Here is a 24,878-nt window from a genome sequence, read left to right on the forward strand (position 1 = left end):
CGGCCTTCAGGTCACCCGGGTCGACCGCGTGGGCATCCAGGTGCCCACTCGGCCGACGGGAGTGACGTCTCGGCACGCGGGCCCGTAAACGAGGAGGCCGCGGGCGCGCATGGTGGGCTGAGGTTCCGCGCCATGTCTGATCCTCATGGCTCTTTCGATGACGGCCACGACGTCGCGGTGCGGGCCCCGAACCAGTCCCAGCTCGATCCTCAGTGGGCCGCTCGGTCCGCCTCTCGGCCGAGTGGGGTGACCACTGCCGGCTGGATGACGATCATCATGTCCGGGCTGACGCTGGTGCTGATGGGGTTGGCAGCGGTTGGCTTCGCGCTCGCATACGTTGAGCCAGCCACATTCAGCAACACCAGAGTGCCGACGGACGACCGAGGGATGATGCTCGGGATGGCGGTCTACGCCGCTGTGTGTGCCGCATTGAGCTTGATCGCGATTCCACTTGGCGCTCGGGTTCTGGCCGGTTCGAAAGTGGCGCGTGCGCTGTTGAGCGTGGTCGCTGTCCTCGCGGGCCTGGCGTCAGTTCCAGCGGCCGCGGGGATCGTCGGGGTCATACCGCTGAGTCTCATCGCCGGTTCCCTGACCATGCTTCACAGACGCAACGCGAACCAATGGTTCGCGGGTGTGGCTTAGTTCTGCGCACAGGCCGGCCGGGGTGACGCCTCGGCGAATAGTCTCCTCGCATGCGACGTGGCCGGATCATCCTGCTCAACGGGGCGTCGAGCTCGGGGAAGAGCAGCATCGGCCGCGAGCTGCTGCCATTGCTCGAGGACCCTTGGTTCTTCGTCCCGGTCGACGAGATCAGCGGGATGCGGTCGACGGTGCACACGCGCGAGCTCGACCAGACCGAGATCGACGAGATGCTGCGGCGGACCCGGCTCGGCTACCACCGCGCGGTCGTCGCCCTGGCTTCGGTCGGCAACGACGTGATCATGGACTACCCGCTCAGCGAGACCTGGCGTCTCGACGACCTGCTCGAGGTGCTCGACGGCTACGACGTCACCCTCGTCGAGGTCTGGTGCGCACCCGAGGAGCTCGAACGCCGTGAGGCCGCTCGTGGCGACCGTCCCACCGGCCTCGCCCGATCGCAGACGCACGTCTGTTCACGCGGTGCGTACGACCTCCGGGTCGACACCACCGCCGCCACTCCCGCCTCCTGCGCCAAGGAGATCGCCGAGAAGATGCCCACCGTCGAGAGCCCCAAGGCCTTCGACCGCCTCCGGAGCCGAACCCGAGCCGAGACGTCACCCACGTCGGCCGAGTAGTCACTCAGGTCGGCCGAGAAGTCACGTACGTCGGTCTCGGCGGGAATGTCGGCGGGCGGAATGGGCGGAGGTTGGTGGGGATGAGAAAATGGTTCTCAACATGTCTGAAACGAAGCTTCCTCGCCCCGGTCAGGCCACCCTCGCCGGGTGGCTCATCGTGCTCGGCTCCCTGCTCACGGTGGTGGGCGCCTGGGACCAGATCTCCGGCCTGCGCAGCCTGGAGACCCGGGAGCGGGTGGAGGAGGTGCTGGCCGAGCCGCCGCTGGCCGGCTCGGGGATCGGTCTCGACGGCATCCTCGACCTCATGCACATCATGGCGCTGGTCACCGGCGCGATGGCCGCGGCGGCGGTGATCCTCGGCTGGCACGTGCTGCAGCGCAACAAGCAGGCCCGGCTCGCGCTCACGATCATCGCGGCGCCGCTCTTCTTCACCGGGATGTTCGGCGGAGGGTTCTGGTCGACGCTGGCGGCCGTCGCCGTCGTACTCCTGTGGATGTCCCCCACCCGCGACTGGTTCGACGGGGTCTCGCCGGCCAAGCGGGCCCGCGACGGCGGCGGCGACCCCAACCAGAAGTCGTACGTCGCGCCGGCACCGCCGGAGGTCTCGACAAGCTCGACCACCGGGACAAGCTCGACCACCGGGACAAGCTCGACCACCGGGGAGTCGGGATCGTCCACCGGCACGGTCCGACTCTCCGAGAAGCAGCCTCCGCCGTGGACCGGCGGGGTCGCCCAGGCCACCAAGGAAGCGCCCAAGCGCCGCCCGGGCGCGGTGACGGCGGCGGCCGTGCTCACCTGGGTCGGCTCCGGGTTCACCGCGCTGATGATGCTCGCCTCGGCGGTGACGGCGACCGCCAACCCCGACCTGATCCTCGAGCAGGTGCGCAAGCAGGCGGAGAGCGACCCCAGGATGCAAGAGGTCGCCGGTCTCTACACCACCGACGTCATCGTCGCCTCGGCATGGATCGGGGCAGTGCTGGTCGCACTCGTCTGCATCGCCGCGGCCGCGTTCGCCGTCTTCGCGATGCGTCGCCACCCCTGGGCTCGGGTCGCGCTGATGATCTCGGCCGGGGTCTCGGGGCTCTCGCTCCTGCTCTTCGCCCTCGCCTTCCCGCCGGCCGTGGTCCTCTTCGGCGCCGCGGTCGCGACGTTCTCGTTCCTGCTGCGGCCCGAGGTCGCCGCGTGGTTCCGCTCGAGGGGATAAACCAGGGCCGGTGACCCCGCCGGCCGGATAGGCTCCGCGCATGTCAGATCAGTACGGCTCCTTCGACAACCCCTACGGCGGCAAGCCGCCGTTCGAGGGGCAGGAGCCGCCGGCCCAGCCGAGCAGCCAGCCCATCAGCCAGCCCCCGCCCACGCCGTACGCCGCACCGCAGCCGCAGGGATGGGGACATCCTCCGCAGGCGTATGGCCAGTACCCGATGGGTCAGCAGGTCCCGCCGTACCTCCCGCAGTATCCGCAGCCCGACCCCGACAGCCGACCCGGCACGGTGGTCGGGGCCTCGGTCATGACGATCATCGGATCGGTGATCGCGCTGCTGATCGCGGTGTTCATGGTGCCGACGGGGATCGCGGACTACAACGACCCGACGTCCTCGGACAAGGGCGTCACGATGTTCATGATCATCTGGTTCGCCATCTGCGGCGTGCTCAGCCTGGCCGCGATCCCGCTCGGGATCATGCTGCTCTTCCGCTCCAACGTCGCCCGGATCCTGCTCACCGTCGTCGGCTCGGTCGCCGCGCTGCTCTCGCTCTTCACCGTGCTCTACCCGGCGCTGATCATCTCCGCGCTGGTGATGCTGTACGTCGGCAGAGCAGGCGCCTGGTTCGCCCGCCGGAAGCCCGCCGACCCCTGGCAACCGCCGCCCGCGCCGGGCGCAGCACCGCCGACCCACCAGCAGTTCTGACCGGGACGCCCGGACCCACGGGCATTTGCAACTGACCTGCGAAAGTTCAACATCTTCTTGACGAAGATCTCCGAGGGCTCTACTTTCGACGTGGCGCATGTCACATTCCCTCTCCCGGAGGTCCCCCATGTCCCGTGTCCATCCATCCCTGAGCATGCTCGGCTCGGCGGTCGGTCTGTCGGTTGTCGCCGCACTCCTCGGCACCGGCTCCGCCGTCGCTGCCGAAGCTGCCGATCTGCCACCACAAGAGCCCGGCGTCACCCTCCGCACCTACGACATGGGCCGGCCCATCGCGGAGCTGTGCACCCTGCGCGCGGGCCAGACGCCCAACGTCGACAAGCTCACCCCGGTCATCGACTACGACAGTCCAGCCGACTTCGGCCTCGGTGACCGGTTCATCTCGCACGCCCTGGCCAACCTGCACATCGACGCTGCCGGGACGTACGACTTCCGGCTGATCAGCGACGACGGCTCCCGACTGGTCATCGACGGCGAAGAGGTCATCGACCACGACGGCCTCCACGGTGAGACCCCCAAGGACGGCTCGGTCGCCCTGACCGAGGGCTACCACGACCTGCGTGTGGAGCACTTCGAGGACGGCGGCGGCGAGGTGCTGCGTCTGCAGTGGCGCCCGCCGGGTGCCACGGACTTCGCGCTGGTGCCGACCGAGGTCCTGAGCACCGAGGCAGGAGTGGTGCGGGTGACCGCACCGGGCACGAAGTACTGCGAGGGGCAGGACGACTCCGCCGGTGACGGCATGCCCCTGGACAGCGTCCACCCGGCGTACGACCTGACCGACCTGCGCCCGGACGGCTTCGAGCCGATGGTGTCCGCGCTGGACTGGGCGACCGATGGCAGGCTCGCGGTGGTGACCGCCGGATCGGTGAGTCCGTCGGGCTGGGTGGAGGACCCCGAGCCTGGCGAGATCTTCCTCCTCAGCAACCCCCGCACCGCCGGCGGGCCCGAGGATGTCACGGTGGAGAAGGTCGCGACCGACCTGTTCAACCCGATGGGCGTCGCCGTCATCGGCGAGTCGATCTTCGTCTCCGAGCGCGATCAGCTCACCGAGCTGACCGACCCCGACGGTGACGGCTTCTACGACCAGCACCGGAAGGTCGCGGAGTGGCCCTTCGGCGAGAACTTCCACGAGTTCGCCTTCGGTCTTCTCCACGACGAGAAGAGCTTCTACGTCAACCTGTCCGTCGCGATCGACAACGGCGGCGCGACCACCGACCCGCAGCCGGCACGCAACCGCGGCACCACGCTGAAGATCGACCGCGGCACCGGTGAGATCACCTACCTCGCCGGCGGGCTGCGTACGCCCAACGGGATGATGCGCGGACCTGACGGCGACCTGTTCGTGATGGACAACCAGGGCGCCTGGCTGCCCAGCTCCAAGCTGGTGCACGTCAAGCCGGGACGGTTCTTCAACCACTACACCAACCCGTCCGGCCCGTTCGACGACGAGCCGGTCACCGGACCGGCGCTGTGGGTGCCGCAGAACGAGATCGGCAACTCTCCGAGCAGCCCCATGATGCTGGAGAAGGGTGCGTACGCCGGGCAGATGCTCTTCGGCGACGTCACCTACGGCGGGTTGCAGCGAGGCTTCCTGGAGAAGGTCGAGGGCGAGTACCAGGGCGCGGTCTTCCGCTACTCCGCAGGCCTCGAGGCGGGCGTGAACCGCACCCTCCTCGGTCCCGACGGATCGATCTACGTCGGCGGCATCGGCGAGGCCGGCAACTGGAGCGAGCCCGGGAAGCTCCGCTACGGACTGCAGCGGATGAGCCCCGCCGACGGCTCGGCCTTCGACATGCACGAGATGCGCGCCACCAGGAACGGCTTCGAGATCCGCTACACCCAGGCGCTGTCCCAGGAGACGGTCGACAAGATCGCCGCGGACCCGAACGCCGCGTTCCGGATGACCCACTGGCGCTACGCGCCGCGTCCGACGTACGGCGGTCCGAAGATCGACGAGCGACCGCTGTACGTCTCCGGGGCTCAGGTCTCCGCCGACCGCACCAAGGTGACGCTCACCGTCGACGGCCGCGAGGAGGGCCGCGTCGTGCACCTGCGCTCGCCGCGCCCGTTCACCGGCGTGAACGGCGAGGAGCTGTGGAACACCGAGGCCTGGTACACCCTGAACGAGATCCCGGGGTACACCTCGCCGGCCGATCGCAACTACCTCGAGGCAGAGCAGGCGACCCTGCGTGGCAGCGCCGACGTCGCGGTCGAGCACAACGGCTACTCCGGCTCCGGTTTCGTGGCAGGCTTCGGCAACGTCGGCGCCTCGGTCACCTTCGACGCGAAGGTCGGTCGCGCCGGGACGTACCCGGTCCGGCTCCGCTACGCCAACGGCCCACACCCGGCGCCCGGCACCAAGCGGGTCTCGGTCTACCTCAACGGCACCGAGCTCAAACCGTGGGCCCTGGAGTCCACCGGCGACTGGCAGACCTGGGACACCGTGACCCGGCCGATGAGGCTGAAGTCCGGGGTCAACCGGATCACCCTGAGATACGACGAGGGCGACGAGGGCAACGTCAACCTCGACGTCCTCAAGGTCGGCGGCGGAGACGACATCTGTACGCCGCAGCGACCCGCTCCGGGCTACCAGTCGCTCTTCGACGGCACCTTGGCCTCCCTGGCGTCGTGGCGGATGGCCGGTCCAGGATCGTTCGGCCGGCAGGACGACTGCTCGCTGCGTACGACCAACGGCCTGGGCCTGCTGTGGTACGCCGAGCAGGAGTTCAGCGAGTACAGCCTGAAGCTGGGCTGGAAGCTGGTCCGCGATGACAACGGCGGCGTCTTCATCGGCTTCCCCAACCCCGGCAACGACCCGTGGATCGCGGTCAACCAGGGCTATGAGGTCCAGATCGACGCCAGCGACGACCCGGACCGCACCACCGGTGCCATCTACACGTTCCAGGGAGCCGACCCGGAGGCCGTCGCCGCCGCTCTCGAGCCGGTCGGGTCGTGGAACTCCTACGACATCCGCGTCGAGGGGTCGACCGTGAAGATCTTCCTCAACGGGAAGCTGGTGAACGACTTCACCAGCACCGATCCCGCCCGCGACCTGGCTGGGTTCGTGGGTATGCAGAACCACGGCGGTGGCGAGACCGTCTACTACCGCGACGTCCAGGTGAAGGAGCTCACCGACTGACGCCGATCCCGGCAGCGGGGTCAGGAGACGAGAGAGTCGTCCTTGGCCCCGTTGTCGGATCCGCGACGATCTCGGACACGATCCGGCCGACCCGCCAGCAGATGTAGCTCGCATTGGCGGAGGCTCTAACCTAGCCCCGTGACTGCACCCACACCGCCAGACGCGAGTCTCGCTGCCGACATCGACGCCTGCTGCCGTCTGACCGGGGAGTTCGTGCTCCGTTCCGGTCAGGTGGCCAACGAGTACTTCGACAAGTACCTCTTCGAGGCCCAACCAGACCTCCTGGAGCGGGTCGCGGCCCAGATGGTCGACCTGCTGCCCGAGGGCACCGAGCTGCTCGGCGGCCTGGAGATGGGCGGCATCCCGATCGCCACCATGGTCTCGGCGAAGACCGGTCTCCCGGCGCTGTTCGTCCGGAAGACGGCGAAGGAGTACGGCACCATGAAGCTCGCCGAGGGCCCGGACGTGGCCGGCAAGCGGGTGACCCTGATCGAGGACGTCATCACCACCGGCGGCGCGGTGCGCAACGCCACCGTGGCGCTGCGTGAGTTCGGCGCGACGGTGGAGACGGTGGTCTGCGCGATCGACCGCAGCCCCGCCGACGTGAACCCGCTGGCCGACGTCGGCCTCGAGGTCCGCCCGGTGCTCACCAAGGCCGACCTGGACGCGGTGAGCGTGCGATGACGGAGTCCGCTGTGGTGCCTGAGACCGAGCCCGTACACCGCTCCAAGATGCTGCTGCCGATCGACCTGCTCCGCGGGTTCCTGATCGGGATGGCCGAGCTCGTTCCCGGTGTCTCCGGAGGCACCGTCGCGCTGGTGACCGGTGTCTACGACGAGCTGATCGACTCCGCCTCCCACGCGATCTCTTCGGTGAAGCGCCTGGTTCTCGGCCCGGACCGCTTGGCCGGCTTCTCCCAGGAGATCCGGCGCACCGACTGGTGGCTGATCGGCCCCGTGCTCGTCGGGATGGCGGCCGCCGTGCTGACCGTGGCCGGAGTGATGGAGGCGTTCGTCACCGGCCATCCCGAGCAGGCGCGCGGCCTCTTCTTCGGGATGGTGCTGGTGAGCCTCGCCGTTCCGCTGCTGATGCTCCCCGCGCGGGTCAAGGGCAACCGCGTCCTCGATGTCGTGACCGTCGCTGTCGCCGCGGTCGTCGCGTTCGTGCTCACCGGGCTGGCAGGTGGAGGAGCGACGTCCGAGCCGGCGGCCATCGTCGTCTTCCTGGCGGCCGCGGTTGCCATCTGCGCGCTCGTCGTCCCCGGCGTCTCCGGCTCCTTCTTCCTGCTCGCGGTCGGCCTCTACACCACCACCCTCGACGCGGTGCACGAGCGCGACCTCGGCTACATCGCCGTCTTCGGCGCCGGGGCGATCGTCGGTCTGGCCTCGTTCGTGCAGCTGCTGAAGTATCTCCTCCACAACCATCGCCGGATCACCCTGCTGGTGATGACGGGCCTCATGCTCGGGTCGCTGCGGGCGCTGTGGCCGTGGCAGTCGGCGGCCGAGTCGGCCGCGGAGGACGCGCACGGCCCGGGTGCGCTGATCGCGCCGTACGCTCCCGTCGCCGGCCCGGTCCTCCTCATGCTCGTCGGTGCTGCCATCGTCGCCGTGCTGGTCTGGGTCGAGTTCCGGGGGAAGTCGGCAGAATGAGGACCGCGCGCCGCTTGCACGGCATCCCGCCGACCATCTTCAGCGAGATGTCGGCGCTTGCCGCTGCCAGCGGCGCGCTGAATCTCGGACAGGGGTTCCCCGATGTCGACGGGGCTCCCGAGATCATCGAGGAGGCCGTCTCCGCGCTGCGGAGCGGTCGCAACCAGTACGCCCCGGGTCCCGGCATCCCGGCACTGCGACAGGCGGTCGCAGCCCACCAGGAGCGTCACTACGGCATGGCCTTCGACCCCGCACGCGAGGTCGCGGTGACCACCGGCGCGACCGAGGGCATCGCGGCGGCGATCCTCGCCCTGGTCGACCTGGGCGACGAGGTGATCCTCGTGGAGCCCTACTACGACAGCTACCCGGCCATGGTGCAGTTCGCCGGCGGCGTACGTCGTCCGGTGACCCTCAGCCTGGACCCGGCCGCGCCCGGCGGCAGGCTGCCTCGGGCCGCCCTCGAGGCCCAGGTCTCCTCGAAGTGCAAGGTGCTCCTCCTCAACTCCCCGCACAACCCGACGGGCACCGTGCTCACCCGCGAGGAGCTGGAGACGGTCGCCGCCTTCGCGAGGGACCACGACCTGACGGTGATCTCCGACGAGGTCTACGAGCACCTCACCTTCGACGGGATCCCGCACGTCCCGATCGCCACCCTCCCCGGGATGCGTGAGCGCACTCTGACCCTGTCCAGCATCGGCAAGTCCTACTCGTTCACCGGCTGGAAGATCGGCTGGGCGACCGGTCCCGAGCACCTGGTCCAGGCGCTGCTGGGGGCCAAGCAGTGGCTGACGTTCACCTCCGGAGCGCCGCTGCAGCCGGCCGCCGCGTACGCGCTCGAGCATCTCGACCACTGGCCCCAGGAGCTCGCCCTCGATCTGCAGGGGCGGCGCGACCTCCTCTGCGCCGGGCTGAGGGAGATCGGCCTGGACGTCACGATCCCCGAGGGCACCTACTTCGCCGTCTCCGACGTCACCGACCTCGGCTGGAGCGACGGACTCGAGTTCTGCCGGGCGCTGCCCGAGCGTGCCGGGGTCGTGGCCATCCCGCTGCAGGGGTTCTACGACCCTTCGACAGGCTCAGGACACCGCGGCGACGCCGGCAAGCACCTGGTCCGCTGGACGTTCACCAAGCAGCGGGACGTGATCGAGCAGGCCCTGGAACGACTCGGCGAGGGCCGGCTGGCACGTTAGTGTCCGGCTCGGTTGTCGGCCTCGTCGTCGGCCGGACCGCGTGGACGGACCGGCATCCCGAGGATGTCGCGGTCCGGGTGTCCGTCGTGGTCGACGTCCGCGGCCAGCGCTGAGCTGGTACGCCGACGACGCCACCACTCCACCATCGCGGGGGCCAGCGCGAGAGCGAAGAGCAGCAGGATCAGATAGTCGACGTTGTCGGCCAGCCAGGGCCAGCGGGCCCCGACGAAGAACCCGAACAATGTCACCGCGAGCACCCACAGCACGCCGCCGACGAGGCTCCAGACGTAGAACCGTCGCCGGTCCATGTGGGTGACGCCGGCGATGACGGTGACGTAGGTGCGCACGAACGCGATGAACCGACCGATCACCAGCGCCTTGTTGCCGTGCTTGTTGAAGAACTCACGGGTCTGGTCGATGTGGCGCCGCTTGATGAAACGATTGTTGCTCTCATATAGCCGTGGACCGATCCGGCGGCCGATCTCGTAACCGGTCACGTTGCCGGCGAAGGCAGCCGCGATGAAGAAGAGCATCGCGATCACGATCTCGACGCCGGGCGGTCCGGGGAAGATGTCGATCTTGCCGGTCGCGATGAATATCCCGAGCGCGATCAGCAGACTGTCGCCGGGCAGGAACGGGAAGAAGAGGCCGCACTCGACGAAGATGATGATCAGGCTGATCCAGAAGAGCGGCTCACCGAAGGTGGCCAGCAGAAAGTCTGGACTCATCCACTCCAAACCGGCCATCAGCGGCGCAAAGCTCCCCGCACCCGTCACGGCACCTACGGTACCCATAGGTAACAACTATTGTTGTCGAATACGCTGTCTTGCCGATGAACGAGACGAGACCCTCCGAGGGTGATTCCCGAGCGCCGTACGACCCGATGCCCCACGGGCAGCCGGAGGTCGGCGTGGGCCCGTGGTCAGGTGAATGGCCCGAGGGGGACCACTGGGATCCGGAGCTGCTGGCCGGCGGCGACCGCCGCAACGTGGTCGACCGTTACCGCTACTGGACCCTCGAGGCCATCGTCGCCGACCTCGACCAGCGCCGCCACGGCTTCCACGTCGCGATCGAGAACTGGCAGCACGACTTCAACATCGGCACCATCGTCCGCACCGCCAACGCCTTCCTCGCCGCCGAGGTCCACATCGTCGGCAACCGCCGCTGGAACCGCCGCGGCGCGATGGTCACCGACCGCTACCAGCACGTCCATCACCACCCCGACGTGCCGGCGCTCGCGGCGTACCTCCACGACCGAGACGTACGCCTCCTCGGCATCGACAATCTGCCCGGCTCGCTCCACCTGGAGACCATGCAGCTCCCAGAGAAGGTCTGCTTCCTGTTCGGGCAGGAGGGCCCGGGCCTCTCCGAGCAGGCTCGCGCCAGCGTCGACGGCACCTTCTCGATCGCCCAGTTCGGCTCGACGAGGTCGATCAACGCCTCCGCCGCGGCGGCGATCGCGATGCACTCCTGGGTGGTCCAGCATGCCGACCTGGGCTCCGACGAGGCCTGGCGTGGTTGACCGAAGCGCTTGAACGCATCACTCGAAAGCGTACGATCCCCCGGGGTGTCCGCCCGGGGGATCGACCGTTGTGACTGATCAGCTGTGACTGATCAGCGGATCAGTTGGTGTTCCGCGCGTAGCAGACGACCCAGCGGTCGCCGGTCTGCCACTCGTACCTGGACGGCGTGCTGTAGGCCCTCGTCCGGGACGGGCAGTTGTTCATGACGGCTCGCTCGAACGAGGCCGCGGTCGGGTAAGTCGTGCCGGCCTTCTTGAAGGCGGAGATCGACTTGTAGGTGTGCGAGCTCAGGCACGAGTAGGGCCCCGCGAACTTCGCGCTCATGCAGCCGCGGGTGCGCTGGGTGAGCGGGACGCCTTCGAGGAACTTGGCCCGGTTGGTCGGCAGGTACTTGAGGGTGCCCTTGCCCGGGAGCACGACGTCGCAACGGAACCAGCGCTGGCCGGCCTTGAACTGCTCGGCGTTCGGCACGAAGAACGCCGTGTTGTACGCCGACTGGTTCCGCTTCGAGTAGGTGCTGCCCAGCTTGTTCCGCAGCGCCCGGATGCACGTCTTGGAGATGTGGGCGGCGCTGGCCGGCCTCAAGATGGATGCTGCGGTCCGGGTGGTGCCGGCCAAGAGCTTCCCCACTGCGATGGTCTTCGCGGTGCGGGCTTTGCTGCACGAGACCTTCTTGCCGGTCTGGGACAGAGCGTTGTAGGCGGTCCAGCCGTAGTTGTAGCAGGTGCCGACGGTGGGCTTGGGCGGCACCGCCGCGTCGGCCTTGGTAGTGGTGAGTCCGATGAAGGAGAAGACGCCGATGACGAGGCCGAGTGCGAGGGCCACCATCATCGGCTTCTGCGCGGGCGCAATGGCGCCGGCACGAAGACGAGACATGATCGTGCTTTCGATGAGGGGGATAGAGCGGCCTGATCATCGCAGCGAAATACCGCTCTGGGCATAGCTATTTCGGGTGGTTGTAGATCCGGCTTCGGACCGGTGTCAGAGGTCCGGGCCGGGCCCGCTAAAGTTAACCCCGGGTCGCCCGGATGAGTCACCCCTTCCAGGGTGCATCGCCTCGGGGCCGGGCGGCAGCGGGGGTCGTGTGTCGTGGCGCTCCCGCCCTCTCCAGGCCGGCTCGGAAGCCTCCAGCCGCTGCCGCAGCGCGTCCAGGCCGCGCGAGGAATGGCTCTTGACCGTGCCCTCGCTGATCCGCAGCTCGCGCGCGGTCTCGGTGACCGAGAGCTGCAGCCAGTGACGTAGGACGACCACCTTGCGCTGCATCTCCGGCAGCGCCTGGAGCGCCCCGAACAGGTCGTGCCGCTCCTCGACCTGTGCCACGGGACCCGGCCGCTCCGGCAGGTCGCCCGAGCGCTCCCGCTTCCACCACGGCCGCCGGGTCTGGTCGATGTGGGCGCGGACCAGGATCGTCCGGACGTACGCCTCCTCCGATCCCGGCTCCACCCGGCGCCATGCGGCGTACAGCTTCAGCAGCGCCGTCTGCACCAGGTCGTCCGCCCGGTGCCAGTCTCCGCACAGGGCGAAGGCAGTGCGCAGCAGGTGCGGGCGTCGTGCGGCGACGAACCCAGAGAACTCCTCATCGCGTGCGCTCACGGGAACAACGACCTTCCGCCACCAGTCTCATCGTCGGTCTCGGTGGCTCTGACCATGGCCAGCACGTCCTCGAGGGAACGTGCGCCGCGGTCCTCGGCTCGGGGTTCCGCTGTCGCCTCGATGGTGTAGACCAGGGTGAGGCCATCCTTCTCACGAGCGATGGCGACCTGTTCCTTCCCCTTGATGGTGATCCGAGCAGCCGCGGACCGCGTGGCGCCTTCGGCGAACCCCTCGCCGAGATCGGGGTCGGCGACCTGCTCGAGGATCGTCACGCCCCTCTCGGCCGGGACCAGCTCCGAACCGGCCCCGAACTCGACCGCCTCGGACATGCCCGCGCTGTAGGCGCCGGTCGACGCGGCAAGATCCCTGTCCATCTCAGCGTTCCGGTGAGCGATGTATTCCTCGATGGTCTGCCCCGGAGCGGCGTACGCCACCCCGTAGCCTTCGCCGCCGCCACCGGATTTCGGCTTGTCCCCGCTGAAGAGGATCCACACCTCCATGCCCTCGCGCTCGGCGACGGCTGCATCCGAGTCCCAGGGCGGGTCATAGTCGAGCGGGTTGTCGATCTCGCGGGTGATCCTCCAGCCGTCGCCGACCCGGATCGCCCCGCCGGCCGACCATCTTGGCTCGACGTGGTGCGCGGCCACGTCCACGGCCCATTCGCTGAGGCTCTTTCCCTTGGTTCGATCCGCGTCGGCGTAGGCGATCTGGGTCGGGTTCATGAAGTTGGCGTAGATCGTCCTCTCCCCGTTGGTCGCGGCGAGGAACAGCTGGGAATAGTCGTGTCCGAGGAGTCGGCGAATCTCCTTCGGCCCGATCCGGCCGGCCTTCTCCCAGCCGTCGTGGAACGTGACCTCCTTCGTGTCGAAGTCGTACCTGAGCGGGGACGCGTCGCTCAACGGCGGCTGCGTCGGGTAGGCGTCGAGTGCCTCGTCGGCCTCCGACTGGGTCGCGATCGGTGGGGTGGGCGCCGCCCGGTCGCGCCACGACGTATACCCGGAACCCACACCGATCGCGGCTGCGACGATGAGCGCTGTCCCGCCGGTGGCCAGGGCCTGCCGGCGGCGTACGGCCTTCTTCCCCGCGGCCACCAGGGCAGCCGGGTCCGAGCGTGTCGGCGGGGGGTGAGGGATCGCCCGCTCGAGGGTTTCCTGCCAGTCCATGAGGGCCTCCAAGTTCAGTCTCACCCTTGGATACGGATCCCGCCGCAGATCGGTTGTCCTGGTTGATCGATCCAACCGCGAGCGTTGGGCGGGGTGGCCCGGGGTCCCATTACGCTGGCCACCAGCGCACCGGTCGACAACGGATCTTCAAGGAGACCCCCAGATGCCCATTGCCACCCCCGAGAAGTACGCCGAGATGCTCGCGACCGCGAAGGAGAAGGGGTTCGCCTTCCCGGCGATCAACGTCTCCTCGTCGCAGACGCTCAACGCGGCACTGGCCGGCTTCGCGGAGGCCGGCTCGGACGGCATCATCCAGATCTCCACAGGCGGCGCGGAATACCTCTCCGGCCCCACGGTCAAGAACATGGTCACCGGGTCGGTGGCCTTCGCGGCTTACGCGATCGAGGTCGCCAAGTCCTACGACGTCAACATCGCGCTGCACACCGACCACTGCCCCAAGGACAAGCTCGACGGCTTCGTACGCCCCCTGCTCGAGCTCTCCGCCGAGCGGGTCCAGCGCGGCGAGGCGCCGCTGTTCCAGAGCCACATGTGGGACGGCTCCGCCGTGCCGCTGGAGGAGAACCTGCAGATCGCCTCTGAGCTCCTGGCCCTGGCCAAGACCGCCCACATCGTGCTCGAGATCGAGGTCGGCGTGGTCGGTGGCGAGGAGGACGGCATCGTCGGGGCGATCGACGACAAGCTCTACTCGACCCCCGAGGACGCCATCGCGACCGCCGACGCGCTGGGCGTCGAGGGCTACCTGACCGCGCTCACCTTCGGCAACGTGCACGGCGTCTACAAGCCGGGCAACGTCAAGCTCCGCCCCTCGATCCTGCGTGACGCGCAGGACGCGGTCGCGGCCAAGCTCGGCCTGCCGTCCGGCGCGAGGCCGTTCGACCTCGTCTTCCACGGCGGCTCCGGCTCGAGCGCCGAGGAGATCGCCGAGGCGGTCTCCTATGGCGTGGTCAAGATGAACATCGACACCGACACCCAGTACGCCTACACCCGGGCGGTCGCCGGCCACATGCTCGCCAACTACGACGGCGTATTGAAGGTCGACGGCGAGGTAGGAAACAAGAAGCAGTACGATCCTCGCGCGTGGGGCAAGCTCGCTGAGGCCGGTATGGCCACTCGGGTCGTCGAGGGTGCCCAGCATCTCGGTTCTGCGGGCAACTCCATCGGCTGATCGACACGCCGGGGATAGGCCAATGGTCCCGATTCAGAAAACGTTGTGGCAAACGACATAGCAAACTCAGGTTTATGTCGTTGTGCCGGTCATTGGTAAAGCGATTCAATGCCCTAGCTGGACGGCGACCCTCGGGTGACCTGGTCGAACCGTCCCCTTGGCGTTGATTCTTGGGAGGGACATCCTCGGTATGGAAACCACTGCGCGAAACCGCACAATCGGCGGGATCGTCATAGGCGCGATCATCTTGATCCTGCTTCTCGTCTTGTTCTCTTGCACTGTTAGCGGCGGCGATCCAGAGAGTTCGCCGACGAATGATCCGACGACCGGGGAGTCTTCGCTCCCCAGTGACCCGGACACGATCGAGCCCGAAGAGGACCCGTCGGAGTCGGAGTCCGAGTCGGACGAGCCGGAGGAGATCGACGGCGACGACATCGTGCCCGCGGCCAACACCGGCGTGACCTTCATCCCGGCGGGCAACGTCCCCTCGGGCAGCACCCCGACCTGTGACCTCGACCCGAGCGCCTGCGAGCCCAACCGCCCGCCGGGTGCTGGTGTCGACATCTGTGAGATCCGTCCGGATCTCGACCAGTGCCAGGTGCCGGACCCGACGCCGACCACCCCGCCGACGGACCCGACCGACCCGACGGATCCCACCGATCCGACCGACCCGACCGACCCGATCTGCGAGCTCTTCCCCGACCTGCCGATCTGCGACGACGACGGTCCTGGCCCCGGTCCTGGCCCTGACCCCGACCCCGAAGAGGATGAAACTGCTCCCGAAGCGGTCACGCTCTTCGACTGCGACGTGTTGACCAACACCTCCGCGAAGGTGGACTGGTCCAGGGCGAGGGACAAGAGCGGGATCTCCCACTACACGGTGACCTCGTGGCCCAGCGCCGGCAACCCGGGTGAGACCGAGGAGACCTCGGCCACGTTCAGGGGCCTCGATGCGGGAGAGACCTACACCTTCGCGGTCACTGCGACCGACAAGGCCGGCAACGAGTCCCAGCGCAGCAACTCGGTCGATTGCGTCATGGACGTGACGGCGCCGCAGGTTCCGGAGGACCTGACGGTCGAGGCGGGCGACCCGAGCGACAGCACGCTCGACGTGAGCTGGTCGGAGTCCGAGGACAACACGGACGGCGTCGGCGACGTCACCTACAACCTGTACCGCGACGGTGAGCTCGTCGGGCCGGTCAACGGCACGTCCTACGAGGACACCGGCCTGAAGGCCGGTACCGAGTACACCTACTCCGTCCAGGCCGTCGACAGTGCCGGCAACGAGTCCGCGCGCTCCGCCGGGGTTTCCGGCACGACCACGAAGATCGCTCCGACCGTTCCGCAGAACGTCAAGGTCAGTGACCCCGACCTTGCTGGTTTCACGGTCTCTTGGTCGGCCTCGAAGGATGAGGACGGCGTCACACCGCAAGACCAGATCGTGTACATCGTGAACGTCGATGGTGGACTTCTCTGCGGTGGCCGTTCGAACCCGGGCGCCACATCCATGCGGATCCTCTGTCTGCTTGGCCAGGACGCGAATGTCACGGTCACGGCTGAGGACAGCGACGGCAACCGATCTGCGCCCAGCGCTCCGGCGTCTGTCAGTGGCCCTGAGCGTCAGGGCGGCGACGCCGGCCTCCGCTCGGCGACTCCGGGCAAGGCAGCCGACTCCGACAGCCCGGCGAAGAGCCCGGCTCCGTCCGACGCCCCCGCCGAAGACGCCCCCGCCGAGGACGCTCCTGCCGAGGAGCAGCCGACCGACGAGAAGTCGCCGCTGCTTCCGGGCCTGGGCGACATCCTCCCGGGTGGCGAGGACACCGCTGAGGCTCCTGCCGAGGAGCCGACGGCGCCCGAGGCGGAGCCGAGCGAGTCGGAGAGCCCGGCTGCGCGGCCGACGACCGAGGAGCCTGTCGAGGAGCCGACTGAGAAGGCTGCCGAGGAGCCCACGGAGAAGTCGACCGAGGACGCTCCGGCTGAGGAAGAGAAGGACGAGGACGGTCTGCTGAAGAACATCGGTGACGCGGTGGTCAGCGCCGTAGCCGCGGTGTTCTAGCCGACACACGCCGAGAAACAGGGCGGGGAGAGCCGAGAGGCTCTCCCCGCCCTGTTGCGTGCAGAGACGGGTGCGAACGGAGCTCGATGTTCACCGAGCTACCTCGGTGGGTGCGCACTGACTTCGTGGAGTTCCCCGAAGTGAGTGACCGCCGACCGAGCTACCTCGCTCAGCATCCGCGACGGAACGTCCCCAAAACCAAGGAGTCGGATGCCCAGCGCCCCCCACAAGCCCTGGACATCCGACGATCTTGGGTGACCGACACCAAGTCTGCGTCAGTCGTGCGCTCAGGTTAGGCATAGAAACGCCCGTAGATCCAGATAGTTAAGCCGAAGTTCATGAAGTTCCTGCGCGGATTCGAACAGATTCGAACGGATCCGGGGCTCAAATCATCTGGATCCATACATTAGGATTTCGCTGTGCGTGTGATGACCTCTCGAGCCCGCGCGGCCATCTTCGCCCCGATCGGCGACGAGGGCCGAGCAGCGCGTGTGGAGAGTCGGCTTGCCGAGGCGATCCGATCCGGCGTACTCGCACACGGGGAGCGGCTCCCGAGCGAGCCCGAGCTCGCCCAGATGCTCGGCGTCGCGACGGTCACCGCGCGCGAGGCACTGGTCGCACTACGCGCCAAGGGCCTGGTGGTGACGACGCGCGGGCGTGGCGGCGGCTCGTTCGTACAGGGCCCGGAGAGCGCCTGCCTCGTCGAGGACCGCCTGGCCGCGATGTCGCGGGTCGAGATGCGTGACCGGGCAACCGTCTACCTGGTGGTGCTGACCGGCTGTGCGGAGATCGCCGCGGAGCGTACAGACGCGGACGAGGTCGAGGACCTGCGCGATCTGCTGATCCCGCTCAACGTCGGCGACGTCGCCCGCTGGCGCAGCGCCGACAGCGAGCTCTACCTGTCGGTGGCCGCGCTGACCCAGTCGGCCCGGATGACTCGCGAGGTGGTCCGCCAGGAGGCAGAGTTCGGTGCGCTGCTCCGGATCCCGCTCAATGAGCCGGGCTTCCGAGAGGCCACGGCGACCCGCCATCAGGAGCTGGTCGCCGCCCTCGCATCGGGAGATGCTGTCAGAGCCCGGGAGAGCGTACGCGAGCACGTCACCCACTCTCTTGAACGCTTGGCCGAGATCCATGAGGCCGTGCGACGATGAGCGAGCGTCAGCGAGCGAAGCATCCAAACATCACGCGACCGCGTCCGTATTCTGGCGCCTGCGCTACGGATGTGATCGCGTGACCAAGACGATGTCTCCCCTCGACTGTGTGGCTCAGGTCGAAGAGCATTTCGGGCCGATCGTGACCCATCTCGAGCGCGTACGCAGCGAGGTGGCCGCCCTCTTCGAGGCCGGCCCGGTCACCACGGCCTCGCTGCGGGAGCGGCTCGAGCCCGGAGTCTTGGCGTTCCTGCGCAACCCCGACCTCGTCGGTGGTGGCTTCGTGGTCGCGCCGGACGTGCTCAGCGACCGCCGCCTCTCCCTGGTCTGGTGGCAGGGCGAGGATCGTGACTTCCTCGCTGACGCCGACGCCCCGGCCACAGGCGAGGCGATCGACTACACCCGTCTGCCCTGGTATCGGACCGCGCAGCGCACGGGGGAGCTGACGCTCGTCGGGCCGTACGTCGACTTCGTCTGCACCGACGAGTACGTCATGACCACGACGATGCCGGTCTACGTCCAGGGCCGCATGGTCGGCGTCGCGGGGGCGGACACCCTCGTCGAGACGCTCGAGACGATGCTTCTGCCCGGGCTGCGCGAGGCCGGCGCCACGCTGGTCAACGGCCACGGCAAGGCGATCGTCTCCGCCGACCCCCAGCTGCCCACCGGCGCCCCGCTGACCACCGCCCGCGACATGATCCCGTGCCGGGACCTGCCGCTCTCGGTCGCGCTCTCCTGAGCCTCTCCTAGGCCGTCGGCTTCACCATGTGCCGCGGCGTGGTGAAGAAGAGCACCGCCACGAAACCGACCGTGAGCGCGGCCGCCGGCAGCAGCATCACCTCGGACATCGCCTCGGCGAACTGGGAGACGACCGCGGGCGGGACCGAGGAGCCGGAAGCGGTCTCGTGCTTGCCCGACAGCGACTCACCGAGCCCATGGGCGTTGAGCCGAAGGTCGATGAGCACGGCGACCGCGGCGGAGCCGACCACGGACCCGACCAGCCGGGTGGCGTTGTAGATGCCCGACCCGGCGCCGGCCTGCCGCATCGGCAGGTTGCGGGTGGCGGTGGCGGCCAGGGGCGACCAGACGGCAGCCGAGCCGAGACCGAAGAACGCCATCGGCACGAGCAGCTGCCACAGCGGGGAGTCGACAGTCATCGGCACCGAGACCCAGAAGAGCGAGCCGGCACAGAGCAGGAACGCCACCCCGGTCAGCAGCCGAGGGTGCATCCGGTCGGTCAGCCTGCCGACCAGCGGGGCGGCGATGAAGGAGACCAGCGCCATCGGCACCAGCAGCATCGAGGCCTCGAGCGCGGTGTAGCCGCGTACCAGCTGGGCGTACAGCATCAGCGGGAAGCCCATGGCGACCGCAGCGAAGCCCATGCAGGAGATCGCCAGGCTGGAGACGGAGAAGTTGCGGTCGGCGAACATGGGCAGCGGCACCAGCGGCTCGACACGGTTGCGTGCCTGCCACCAGACGAAGAGCCCCATGATCGCGATCCCGCCGATGACGAGGGCCCAGGTGAGAGTGTCCCAGCCCCGTTGCTCGCCGTTCTGCAGGCCGAAGACCACGCAGAACATCCCGACGCCGCTGAGCACCACGCCGAGCCAGTCGAAGGAGTGCGAGTGGGTCTCCAGGACCGGCACCAGCCACCAGTTCAGGGCGATCGCGACGATGCCGATCGGCACGTTGACGAAGAAGATCCATTCCCAGCCGCCGAGTGCGACCAGCGCCCCGCCGGCGAGCGGGCCGATGAGCGTCGCCAGGCCCGCGGTCGCGCCCCACAGAGCCATCGCCGAGCCGCGCCGCTCGGCCGGGAAGATCCGGGTGATGGTCGCCATCGTCTGCGGCGTCATCATCGCCGCGCCGAGGCCTTGCACCGCTCGCGCGGCCACCAGCGACTCGATGCTCCCGGCGAGCCCGCACCACAGCGATGAGCCTGTGAAGACGGCCAGGCCGACGAGGTAGACCCACTTGGGCCCGAATCGGTCGCCGAGCCGGCCCATGATGAGGATTGGTACGGCGTAGGTCAGCAGGTAGGCGCTGGTCACCCACAGCACCGCGTTGGCACTGGCGTCGAGGTCGGCCATGATGTCGGGCGTCGCGACGGTCACGATCGTCATGTCGATCAGCAGCATGAAGAAGCCGATGCACAGCGCGAACAGCGCCCGCCACGGATGCTCGGTCGTCGGCGCGGCAGTCGTCTGCGTCACGGGCTGGGTCATGGTCACAGTCAACACCCGCCCGGGGAGTGGCTGCGTGCGCCGCCGGGCACAATGGTGGGTATGACCCATCAGGACCTCATGGCCGGCCCGCCGCCGACCCACCTTCCCCCCGACCCCGCGACCGCCGAGCTGACCGCCGGCACCGAGCCCGCCGAGGTCGTCCGCCGCCATCCCGCCTCTCCCTCCGCGTGGGCCGCGCTCGCCACGGCCGCCAAGGAGTCCGGCGCCGAGGACGTGACCATCTACGCCTTCGCCCGCGTCGGCTACCACCGCTCGCTCGACATGCTGCGCCGCAACGGCTGGAAGGGCCACGGTCCGGTGCCGTGGGAGCACGAGCCCAACCGCGGCTTCCTGACCAGCCTCGCCCTCCTCGCCGAGCAGGCCAAGGCGATCGGCGAGACCGAGGAGTGGGAGCGCTGCTCGGAGTTCCTGCGCGACAGCAGCCCGACGGCGTACGACACTCTGCTCGGCTGATCCCAGGTCGATACCGAATCGCGTCGGACCAGCGAATTCGCCTAGCCTTGGGCTGTGACTGAGCAGCCCAACGCCAACGCCCCCGTGCCCGACTTGAACGAGCCCACTCTTGATGAGCAGAGCATCGTTCGGCGCGAGAAGCGTGAGCGCCTGTTGGCCGAGGGCAAGAAGGCGTACGCCATCGGTGTCGGCCGCACTCACACGCTCGCCGAGGTGCGCGAGGCCTACGAGGACAAGCTCGAGGCCGGCGACGAGACCCAGGACGTGGTCACCGTCGCCGGTCGGGTCATGTTCGTCCGCAACACGGGCAAGCTGGCCTTCGCGACGCTGCAGGAGGGCATCGGCACCCGCCTCCAGGTGATGCTCTCGCTCGCCGAGGTGGGCGAGGAGTCGCTCGCGGAATGGAAGGCGCTCGTCGACCTGGGCGACCACGTCGCCGTCACCGGTCGGGTGATCTCCTCGCGGCGCGGCGAGCTCTCCATCATGGCCTCCAGCTGGGAGATGGCGTCCAAGGCGCTGCGGCCGCTGCCGGTGCTCCACAAGGACCTCTCCGAGGAGGCCCGCGTGCGACAGCGCTACGCCGACCTGATCGTGCGCCAGGAGGCGCGCGACATGGTGCGTACGCGCGCGAAGATCACCCAGGCGATCCGCCGCTGCCTGGAGGACGACGGCTACCTCGAGGTCGAGACGCCCGTCCTGCAGCTCATCCACGGTGGGGCGCACGCGCGGCCGTTCAACACCCACATGAACGCCTTCGACCAGCCGATGACGCTGCGGATCGCGCTCGAGCTCAACCTCAAGAAGGCGGTCGTCGGCGGGATCGACAAGGTTTACGAGATCGGCCGGATCTTCCGCAACGAGGGCGTTGACTCCACCCACAGCCCCGAGTTCACGATGATCGAGGCCTACCAGGCCTACGGCGACCAGTTCACCATCGCCGAGCAGATGCGGCAGATGTACCTCGCCGCCGCCGACGCGGTCGGCTCGCGTCAGATCGAGGTCTCGACAGGCTCGGCCGACGAGACGCAGGTCATCGACCTCGACGGTGAGTGGAAGTGGCTCCCGGTCTACGAGGGCGTCTCCGAGGCCGTCGGCGTGGAGGTCACCCCCGACACCGACGTCGACACGCTCAAGGCGCTGGCCGAGAAGCACGACGTCGATCTCGACCCGGCCTGGGGCGCGGACAAGATCGTCATGGAGCTGTGCGGCGAGCTGGTGGAGCCCAACCTCATCCAGCCCACCTTCCTGTGCGACTTCCCGGCGATCGCCCAGCCGCTGGCGCGGATCAACGACGAGGAGCCGGGCAAGGTCCTCGCCTGGGACCTGATCATCGGCGGTGTCGAGCGCGGCACCGGGTTCACCGAGCTGATCGACCCGGTCGTGCAGCGTGAGGTGCTCACCTCCCAGTCCCTCCTCGCCGCCGGCGGCGACCCCGAGGCGATGCAGCTCGACGAGGACTTCCTGCGGGCGCTGGAGTACGGCGCCCCGCCGATGGGCGGCCTCGGCCTCGGCCTGGACCGGGCGATCATGCTCTTCACCGGTGCCGGCATCCGCGAGACGATCCTCTTCCCGCTGCTCAAGCCCGAGGCCTGATCGGTGATCTGTACCTTCGGCAAGGTATGCAGCCGAAGGCACGCACCCCGCGCGGAGCTCCGCACGGGATGTGAGACCTCGCCTGCATACCCTTCGACAGGCTCAGGACACCGCCTTGGTCAAGGTCCACGCCGGTTACTGGCACTAAGGTGCCAGGTATGGAGAACGGCCGGTCGCAGACGCTGATGACCGCTCTCGGGTTCGACCCGGGCGCGGCGCAGCTCTACAGCCGCCTCCTTCCGCTCACCGGGTGGCCGTGCATGGTGGTGGCGGCGACGCTGTCCACCTCCATGGAGGACTTGGAGGAGGCGGCTGCGCCCCTGGTCGAGAGCGGAGTCATCAGCTGCGGTGAGACGTTGACCGTGCTCAGCCCGACAGCGGTGGTCGCCCACATGCTGGAGCGGGCCGCGACCAGGGCCCAGGACGCTCACGACCATCTGCTCAAGATCTCCCAGTCGGTGCCGTACGTCGCGGGCACGGCCGCACGGCTCCCCGCGGCCATCGGCGAGGAGCATCCGATCGACGGTGAGGTGATCGCGACCGAGTTCACGCCGGAGACCTTCGAGCGGCTCGTCTCGACCACCTCGGGCGAGATGGTGTGGCTGCGCCCGGTGGTGACCGTGCACCCCTCGGAGATGCGGTTCATCTCGGCCATCGAGTCCGCGATCAGGTCGGGACGCCGGTGTCGTGGCATCTACCCGGTGGCAGCCCTGAAGCACTCGCCCGACGTGCTCCGGATGCGGATCGAGGTCGGTGAGGAGATCCGGATCCTGCCGAGCGTCGCCACCCACATGATGGTGGTCGGGAGCACACACGCGATGTTCCCGGACCCGCTCGGCCCGGTGGAGCAGCCGATGATCAACGTCCGCCAACGGGGCATCGTCGAGGTGGTCACCAACTACTTCGAGGAGCTGTGGCGTCGCGCGCTGCCGGCGGCCGAGCTCGAGGACCTGCCGAGTGCCGAGCGCCGCCTGCTGCTCGCCGAGCTGGCCAGCGGAGCCCAGGACGAGCAGATCGCCCGGAGGCTGGGTGTCTCGCTGCGTACGGTCCGGCGCCGGGTCGCCGAGCTGCTCGAGGAGCTCGGTGCGACCTCGCGGTTCGAGGCGGGAGTCGAGGCGGCGCGGCGCGGCTGGCTGTGACGTACGGGCTGGGATTTGCTAGCGTGTGGTCGCAAGAGCCCTGGTCTTGCCAGGGCTTTTCGCATTTCTGACTGATTCAGCGATGGATCCAGCGGTGGATCAACACACTAGATATTGGTGCGTCGAGCAGCCGGGCCCCGCCCGGAGGGACTCCGTCCGGAGCGAAGGAGCAACACATGCCCGCGATCACGATCATCGGTGCCCAATGGGGCGACGAAGGCAAGGGCAAGGCGACCGACCTTCTCGGTGAGCACGTCGACTATGTCGTGAAGTTCAACGGCGGCAACAACGCCGGCCACACCGTCGTCATCCGCCAGGAAGACGGACAGAGCGAGAAGTACGCCCTGCACCTGCTGCCCAGCGGCATCCTGACCGGCGGCGTGACGCCGGTGATCGGCAACGGCGTCGTCGTCGACCTCGCCGTCCTCTTCGAGGAGCTGACCGGCCTGGAGGAGCGCGGCGTCGACATCTCCAAGCTGAAGCTGTCCGCCAGCGCCCACGTCATCGCCGACTACAACCGCCAGCTCGACAAGGTCACCGAGCGGTTCCTCGGCTCGCGCAAGATCGGCACCACCGGTCGCGGGATCGGCCCGACCTACGCCGACAAGGTCAACCGCATCGGCATCCGCGTCCAGGACATCTTCGACGAGTCGATCCTGCGCAGCAAGGTCGAGGGCGCGCTCGAGCTGAAGAACCAGCTGCTCTCGAAGGTCTACAACCGTCGTGGCTTCACCGTCGACGCGGTCGTCGAGGACCTGCTGTCCTACGCGGACCGGATCGCGCCGATGGTCTGCGACACCGGCCTGCTGCTCAACGAGGCGCTCGACCGGGGCGAGACCGTGCTGCTCGAGGGCGGCCAGGCGACGCTGCTCGACGTCGACCACGGCACCTACCCGTTCGTCACCTCCTCCAACGCCACCTCGGCCGGCGCCTGCACCGGCTCCGGGATCCCGCCGACGCGGATCGACCGCGTCGTGGCCATCGTGAAGGCCTACACCACCCGTGTGGGGGAGGGGCCGTTCCCGACGGAGCTCTTCGACGCCTCCGGCACCTACCTGCGCGACAACGGCCACGAGTTCGGCACCACCACCGGCCGGCCGCGCCGCTGCGGTTGGTACGACGCGGTCATCGCCCGCTACGCCGCCCGGGTCAACGGGGTCACCGACTTCGTCCTCACCAAGCTCGACGTGCTCGACGGTCTCGACGAGATCCCGGTCTGCGTGGCCTACGACGTCGATGGTGTCCGCCACGACGAGATGCCCGTCAACCAGACCGACTTCCACCACGCCAAGCCCATCTACGAGATGCTGCCGGGCTGGAAGGAAGACATCTCGGGTGCGCGGTCGTTCGACGACCTCCCGGCCAACGCACAGGCGTACGTGAAATACGTCGAGGAGATCTCCGGCGCTCCGATGTCGGTCATCGGCGTCGGCCCGGCACGCGACGAGACGGTCATCATCAACTCGCTGACCTGAGGTTGTGAAGCTGAGAGTGGCCTATAGGCCGCCTCGAAGGGCGGGACGCTGAACTACCTGCTCTCTTCGCCCTTCGAGAGTGCGGACCCGCAGCGCATCTACCTCGGTGTTCAGCTCGCCAAC

At 68.5% G+C, this 24,878-nt stretch carries 22 protein-coding genes; 17 read left to right on the forward strand and 5 right to left on the reverse strand.

The window, feature by feature from the left end; all coding sequences use genetic code 11:
• Positions 1 to 264: 264 nt before the first annotated feature.
• The 8 genes from ABZZ22_RS23665 (at position 265) to ABZZ22_RS23700 (ending at position 9,177) form a co-directional block, all read left to right on the forward strand.
• A complete protein-coding gene (locus ABZZ22_RS23665; protein WP_354936819.1) occupies positions 265 to 642 on the forward strand; it encodes a hypothetical protein in 378 nt (125 codons plus the stop codon).
• Between the two features lie 50 nt (positions 643 to 692).
• Complete coding sequence (locus ABZZ22_RS23670; RefSeq protein WP_354936822.1) at positions 693 to 1,274, forward strand: AAA family ATPase; 582 nt, start codon at positions 693 to 695, stop codon at positions 1,272 to 1,274.
• A gap of 100 nt (positions 1,275 to 1,374) precedes the next feature.
• Complete coding sequence (locus tag ABZZ22_RS23675) at positions 1,375 to 2,478, forward strand: hypothetical protein (protein WP_354936825.1); 1,104 nt, start codon at positions 1,375 to 1,377, stop codon at positions 2,476 to 2,478.
• A gap of 40 nt (positions 2,479 to 2,518) precedes the next feature.
• Positions 2,519 to 3,181, forward strand: a complete 663-nt coding sequence (locus ABZZ22_RS23680; protein WP_354936828.1) for a hypothetical protein — start codon at positions 2,519 to 2,521, stop codon at positions 3,179 to 3,181.
• A 127-nt stretch (positions 3,182 to 3,308) separates the two neighbouring features.
• The gene (locus ABZZ22_RS23685; RefSeq protein ID WP_354936830.1) at positions 3,309 to 6,338 is read left to right on the forward strand and encodes a family 16 glycoside hydrolase; all 3,030 of its coding nucleotides are present in this window, start codon (positions 3,309 to 3,311) and stop codon (positions 6,336 to 6,338) included.
• A 138-nt stretch (positions 6,339 to 6,476) separates the two neighbouring features.
• On the forward strand, positions 6,477 to 7,022 hold the full coding sequence (pyrE, locus tag ABZZ22_RS23690) for an orotate phosphoribosyltransferase (RefSeq protein WP_354936832.1): 546 nt from the start codon (positions 6,477 to 6,479) through the stop codon (positions 7,020 to 7,022).
• Complete coding sequence (locus ABZZ22_RS23695) at positions 7,019 to 7,987, forward strand: DUF368 domain-containing protein (RefSeq protein ID WP_354936834.1); 969 nt, start codon at positions 7,019 to 7,021, stop codon at positions 7,985 to 7,987. Before pyrE ends, ABZZ22_RS23695 begins: the two co-directional genes overlap by 4 nt.
• On the forward strand, positions 7,984 to 9,177 hold the full coding sequence (locus ABZZ22_RS23700) for an aminotransferase class I/II-fold pyridoxal phosphate-dependent enzyme (protein WP_354936837.1): 1,194 nt from the start codon (positions 7,984 to 7,986) through the stop codon (positions 9,175 to 9,177). The genes ABZZ22_RS23695 and ABZZ22_RS23700 overlap by 4 nt, the downstream gene beginning before the upstream one ends.
• Here the strand turns inward: ABZZ22_RS23700 and ABZZ22_RS23705 are convergent.
• Positions 9,174 to 9,905, reverse strand: a complete 732-nt coding sequence (locus ABZZ22_RS23705; protein WP_354936840.1) for a VTT domain-containing protein — start codon at positions 9,903 to 9,905, stop codon at positions 9,174 to 9,176. The two genes, ABZZ22_RS23700 and ABZZ22_RS23705, sit on opposite strands and share 4 nt — an antisense overlap.
• Positions 9,906 to 10,009: 104 nt before the next feature.
• Between ABZZ22_RS23705 and ABZZ22_RS23710 the strand changes: the two genes are divergently transcribed.
• Positions 10,010 to 10,699, forward strand: a complete 690-nt coding sequence (locus ABZZ22_RS23710; protein ID WP_354936843.1) for a TrmH family RNA methyltransferase — start codon at positions 10,010 to 10,012, stop codon at positions 10,697 to 10,699.
• Positions 10,700 to 10,799: 100 nt separating this feature from the next.
• Here ABZZ22_RS23710 and ABZZ22_RS23715 read toward each other — a convergent pair whose 3' ends face one another.
• The 3 genes from ABZZ22_RS23715 to ABZZ22_RS23725 all read right to left on the reverse strand — a co-directional run bounded on the left by ABZZ22_RS23715 (position 10,800) and on the right by ABZZ22_RS23725 (position 13,456).
• Positions 10,800 to 11,576 carry a septum formation family protein gene (locus ABZZ22_RS23715; protein ID WP_354936846.1) on the reverse strand — a complete coding sequence of 259 codons (777 nt, stop codon included), beginning with the start codon at positions 11,574 to 11,576 and terminating at the stop codon, positions 10,800 to 10,802.
• A 105-nt stretch (positions 11,577 to 11,681) separates the two neighbouring features.
• Entirely contained in the window at positions 11,682 to 12,293 is a 612-nt protein-coding gene (locus ABZZ22_RS23720) for a SigE family RNA polymerase sigma factor (protein ID WP_354936849.1), read from the reverse strand.
• Positions 12,290 to 13,456, reverse strand: coding sequence for a hypothetical protein (locus tag ABZZ22_RS23725; protein WP_354936852.1), 1,167 nt, complete (start codon positions 13,454 to 13,456; stop codon positions 12,290 to 12,292). Before ABZZ22_RS23725 ends, ABZZ22_RS23720 begins: the two co-directional genes overlap by 4 nt.
• Before the next feature lie 163 nt (positions 13,457 to 13,619).
• On the opposite strand from ABZZ22_RS23725, the gene fbaA reads away from it, so the two are divergent.
• The 4 genes from fbaA to ABZZ22_RS23745 all read left to right on the forward strand — a co-directional run bounded on the left by fbaA (position 13,620) and on the right by ABZZ22_RS23745 (position 18,588).
• Entirely contained in the window at positions 13,620 to 14,642 is a 1,023-nt protein-coding gene (gene fbaA / locus ABZZ22_RS23730) for a class II fructose-bisphosphate aldolase (RefSeq protein WP_354936855.1), read from the forward strand.
• A gap of 247 nt (positions 14,643 to 14,889) precedes the next feature.
• On the forward strand, positions 14,890 to 16,698 hold the full coding sequence (locus ABZZ22_RS23735) for a fibronectin type III domain-containing protein (protein ID WP_354936858.1): 1,809 nt from the start codon (positions 14,890 to 14,892) through the stop codon (positions 16,696 to 16,698).
• Between the two features lie 428 nt (positions 16,699 to 17,126).
• Positions 17,127 to 17,849 (forward strand): GntR family transcriptional regulator, encoded by a 723-nt coding sequence (locus ABZZ22_RS23740; protein WP_354936875.1) that lies wholly within the window; start codon positions 17,127 to 17,129, stop codon positions 17,847 to 17,849.
• A 79-nt stretch (positions 17,850 to 17,928) separates the two neighbouring features.
• A complete protein-coding gene (locus tag ABZZ22_RS23745) occupies positions 17,929 to 18,588 on the forward strand; it encodes a cache domain-containing protein (protein WP_354936861.1) in 660 nt (219 codons plus the stop codon).
• A gap of 7 nt (positions 18,589 to 18,595) precedes the next feature.
• On the opposite strand, the gene ABZZ22_RS23750 is transcribed toward ABZZ22_RS23745, so the two are convergent.
• The gene (locus tag ABZZ22_RS23750; protein WP_354936864.1) at positions 18,596 to 20,074 is read right to left on the reverse strand and encodes a DHA2 family efflux MFS transporter permease subunit; all 1,479 of its coding nucleotides are present in this window, start codon (positions 20,072 to 20,074) and stop codon (positions 18,596 to 18,598) included.
• A 60-nt stretch (positions 20,075 to 20,134) separates the two neighbouring features.
• Between ABZZ22_RS23750 and ABZZ22_RS23755 the strand changes: the two genes are divergently transcribed.
• The 4 genes from ABZZ22_RS23755 (at position 20,135) to ABZZ22_RS23770 (ending at position 24,755) form a co-directional block, all read left to right on the forward strand.
• Complete coding sequence (locus tag ABZZ22_RS23755) at positions 20,135 to 20,548, forward strand: DUF3151 domain-containing protein (protein ID WP_354936867.1); 414 nt, start codon at positions 20,135 to 20,137, stop codon at positions 20,546 to 20,548.
• A gap of 84 nt (positions 20,549 to 20,632) precedes the next feature.
• Positions 20,633 to 22,141, forward strand: a complete 1,509-nt coding sequence (gene lysS / locus ABZZ22_RS23760) for a lysine--tRNA ligase (RefSeq protein WP_354936878.1) — start codon at positions 20,633 to 20,635, stop codon at positions 22,139 to 22,141.
• Positions 22,142 to 22,299: 158 nt separating this feature from the next.
• Entirely contained in the window at positions 22,300 to 23,280 is a 981-nt protein-coding gene (locus ABZZ22_RS23765; protein WP_354936870.1) for a helix-turn-helix domain-containing protein, read from the forward strand.
• A 176-nt stretch (positions 23,281 to 23,456) separates the two neighbouring features.
• The gene (locus ABZZ22_RS23770; RefSeq protein WP_354936872.1) at positions 23,457 to 24,755 is read left to right on the forward strand and encodes an adenylosuccinate synthase; all 1,299 of its coding nucleotides are present in this window, start codon (positions 23,457 to 23,459) and stop codon (positions 24,753 to 24,755) included.
• Positions 24,756 to 24,878 lie beyond the last annotated feature (123 nt).

This window comes from Nocardioides sp. NPDC006273 (assembly GCF_040613495.1).
Lineage (GTDB): Bacteria > Actinomycetota > Actinomycetes > Propionibacteriales > Nocardioidaceae > Nocardioides.

Coding starts and splice junctions, on each gene's coding strand:
- ABZZ22_RS23665 (WP_354936819.1), top strand. CDS start 265: ATGACGATCATCATGTCCGGGCTGACGCTGGTGCTGATGGGGTTGGCA.
- ABZZ22_RS23670 (WP_354936822.1), top strand. CDS start 693: ATGCGACGTGGCCGGATCATCCTGCTCAACGGGGCGTCGAGCTCGGGG.
- ABZZ22_RS23675 (WP_354936825.1), top strand. CDS start 1,375: ATGTCTGAAACGAAGCTTCCTCGCCCCGGTCAGGCCACCCTCGCCGGG.
- ABZZ22_RS23680 (WP_354936828.1), top strand. CDS start 2,519: ATGTCAGATCAGTACGGCTCCTTCGACAACCCCTACGGCGGCAAGCCG.
- ABZZ22_RS23685 (WP_354936830.1), top strand. CDS start 3,309: ATGTCCCGTGTCCATCCATCCCTGAGCATGCTCGGCTCGGCGGTCGGT.
- ABZZ22_RS23695 (WP_354936834.1), top strand. CDS start 7,019: ATGACGGAGTCCGCTGTGGTGCCTGAGACCGAGCCCGTACACCGCTCC.
- ABZZ22_RS23700 (WP_354936837.1), top strand. CDS start 7,984: ATGAGGACCGCGCGCCGCTTGCACGGCATCCCGCCGACCATCTTCAGC.
- ABZZ22_RS23705 (WP_354936840.1), bottom strand. CDS start 9,905: ATGAGTCCAGACTTTCTGCTGGCCACCTTCGGTGAGCCGCTCTTCTGG.
- ABZZ22_RS23710 (WP_354936843.1), top strand. CDS start 10,010: ATGAACGAGACGAGACCCTCCGAGGGTGATTCCCGAGCGCCGTACGAC.
- ABZZ22_RS23715 (WP_354936846.1), bottom strand. CDS start 11,576: ATGTCTCGTCTTCGTGCCGGCGCCATTGCGCCCGCGCAGAAGCCGATG.
- ABZZ22_RS23725 (WP_354936852.1), bottom strand. CDS start 13,456: ATGGACTGGCAGGAAACCCTCGAGCGGGCGATCCCTCACCCCCCGCCG.
- fbaA (WP_354936855.1), top strand. CDS start 13,620: ATGCCCATTGCCACCCCCGAGAAGTACGCCGAGATGCTCGCGACCGCG.
- ABZZ22_RS23740 (WP_354936875.1), top strand. CDS start 17,127: ATGACCTCTCGAGCCCGCGCGGCCATCTTCGCCCCGATCGGCGACGAG.
- ABZZ22_RS23750 (WP_354936864.1), bottom strand. CDS start 20,074: ATGACCCAGCCCGTGACGCAGACGACTGCCGCGCCGACGACCGAGCAT.
- ABZZ22_RS23755 (WP_354936867.1), top strand. CDS start 20,135: ATGACCCATCAGGACCTCATGGCCGGCCCGCCGCCGACCCACCTTCCC.
- ABZZ22_RS23765 (WP_354936870.1), top strand. CDS start 22,300: ATGGAGAACGGCCGGTCGCAGACGCTGATGACCGCTCTCGGGTTCGAC.
- ABZZ22_RS23770 (WP_354936872.1), top strand. CDS start 23,457: ATGCCCGCGATCACGATCATCGGTGCCCAATGGGGCGACGAAGGCAAG.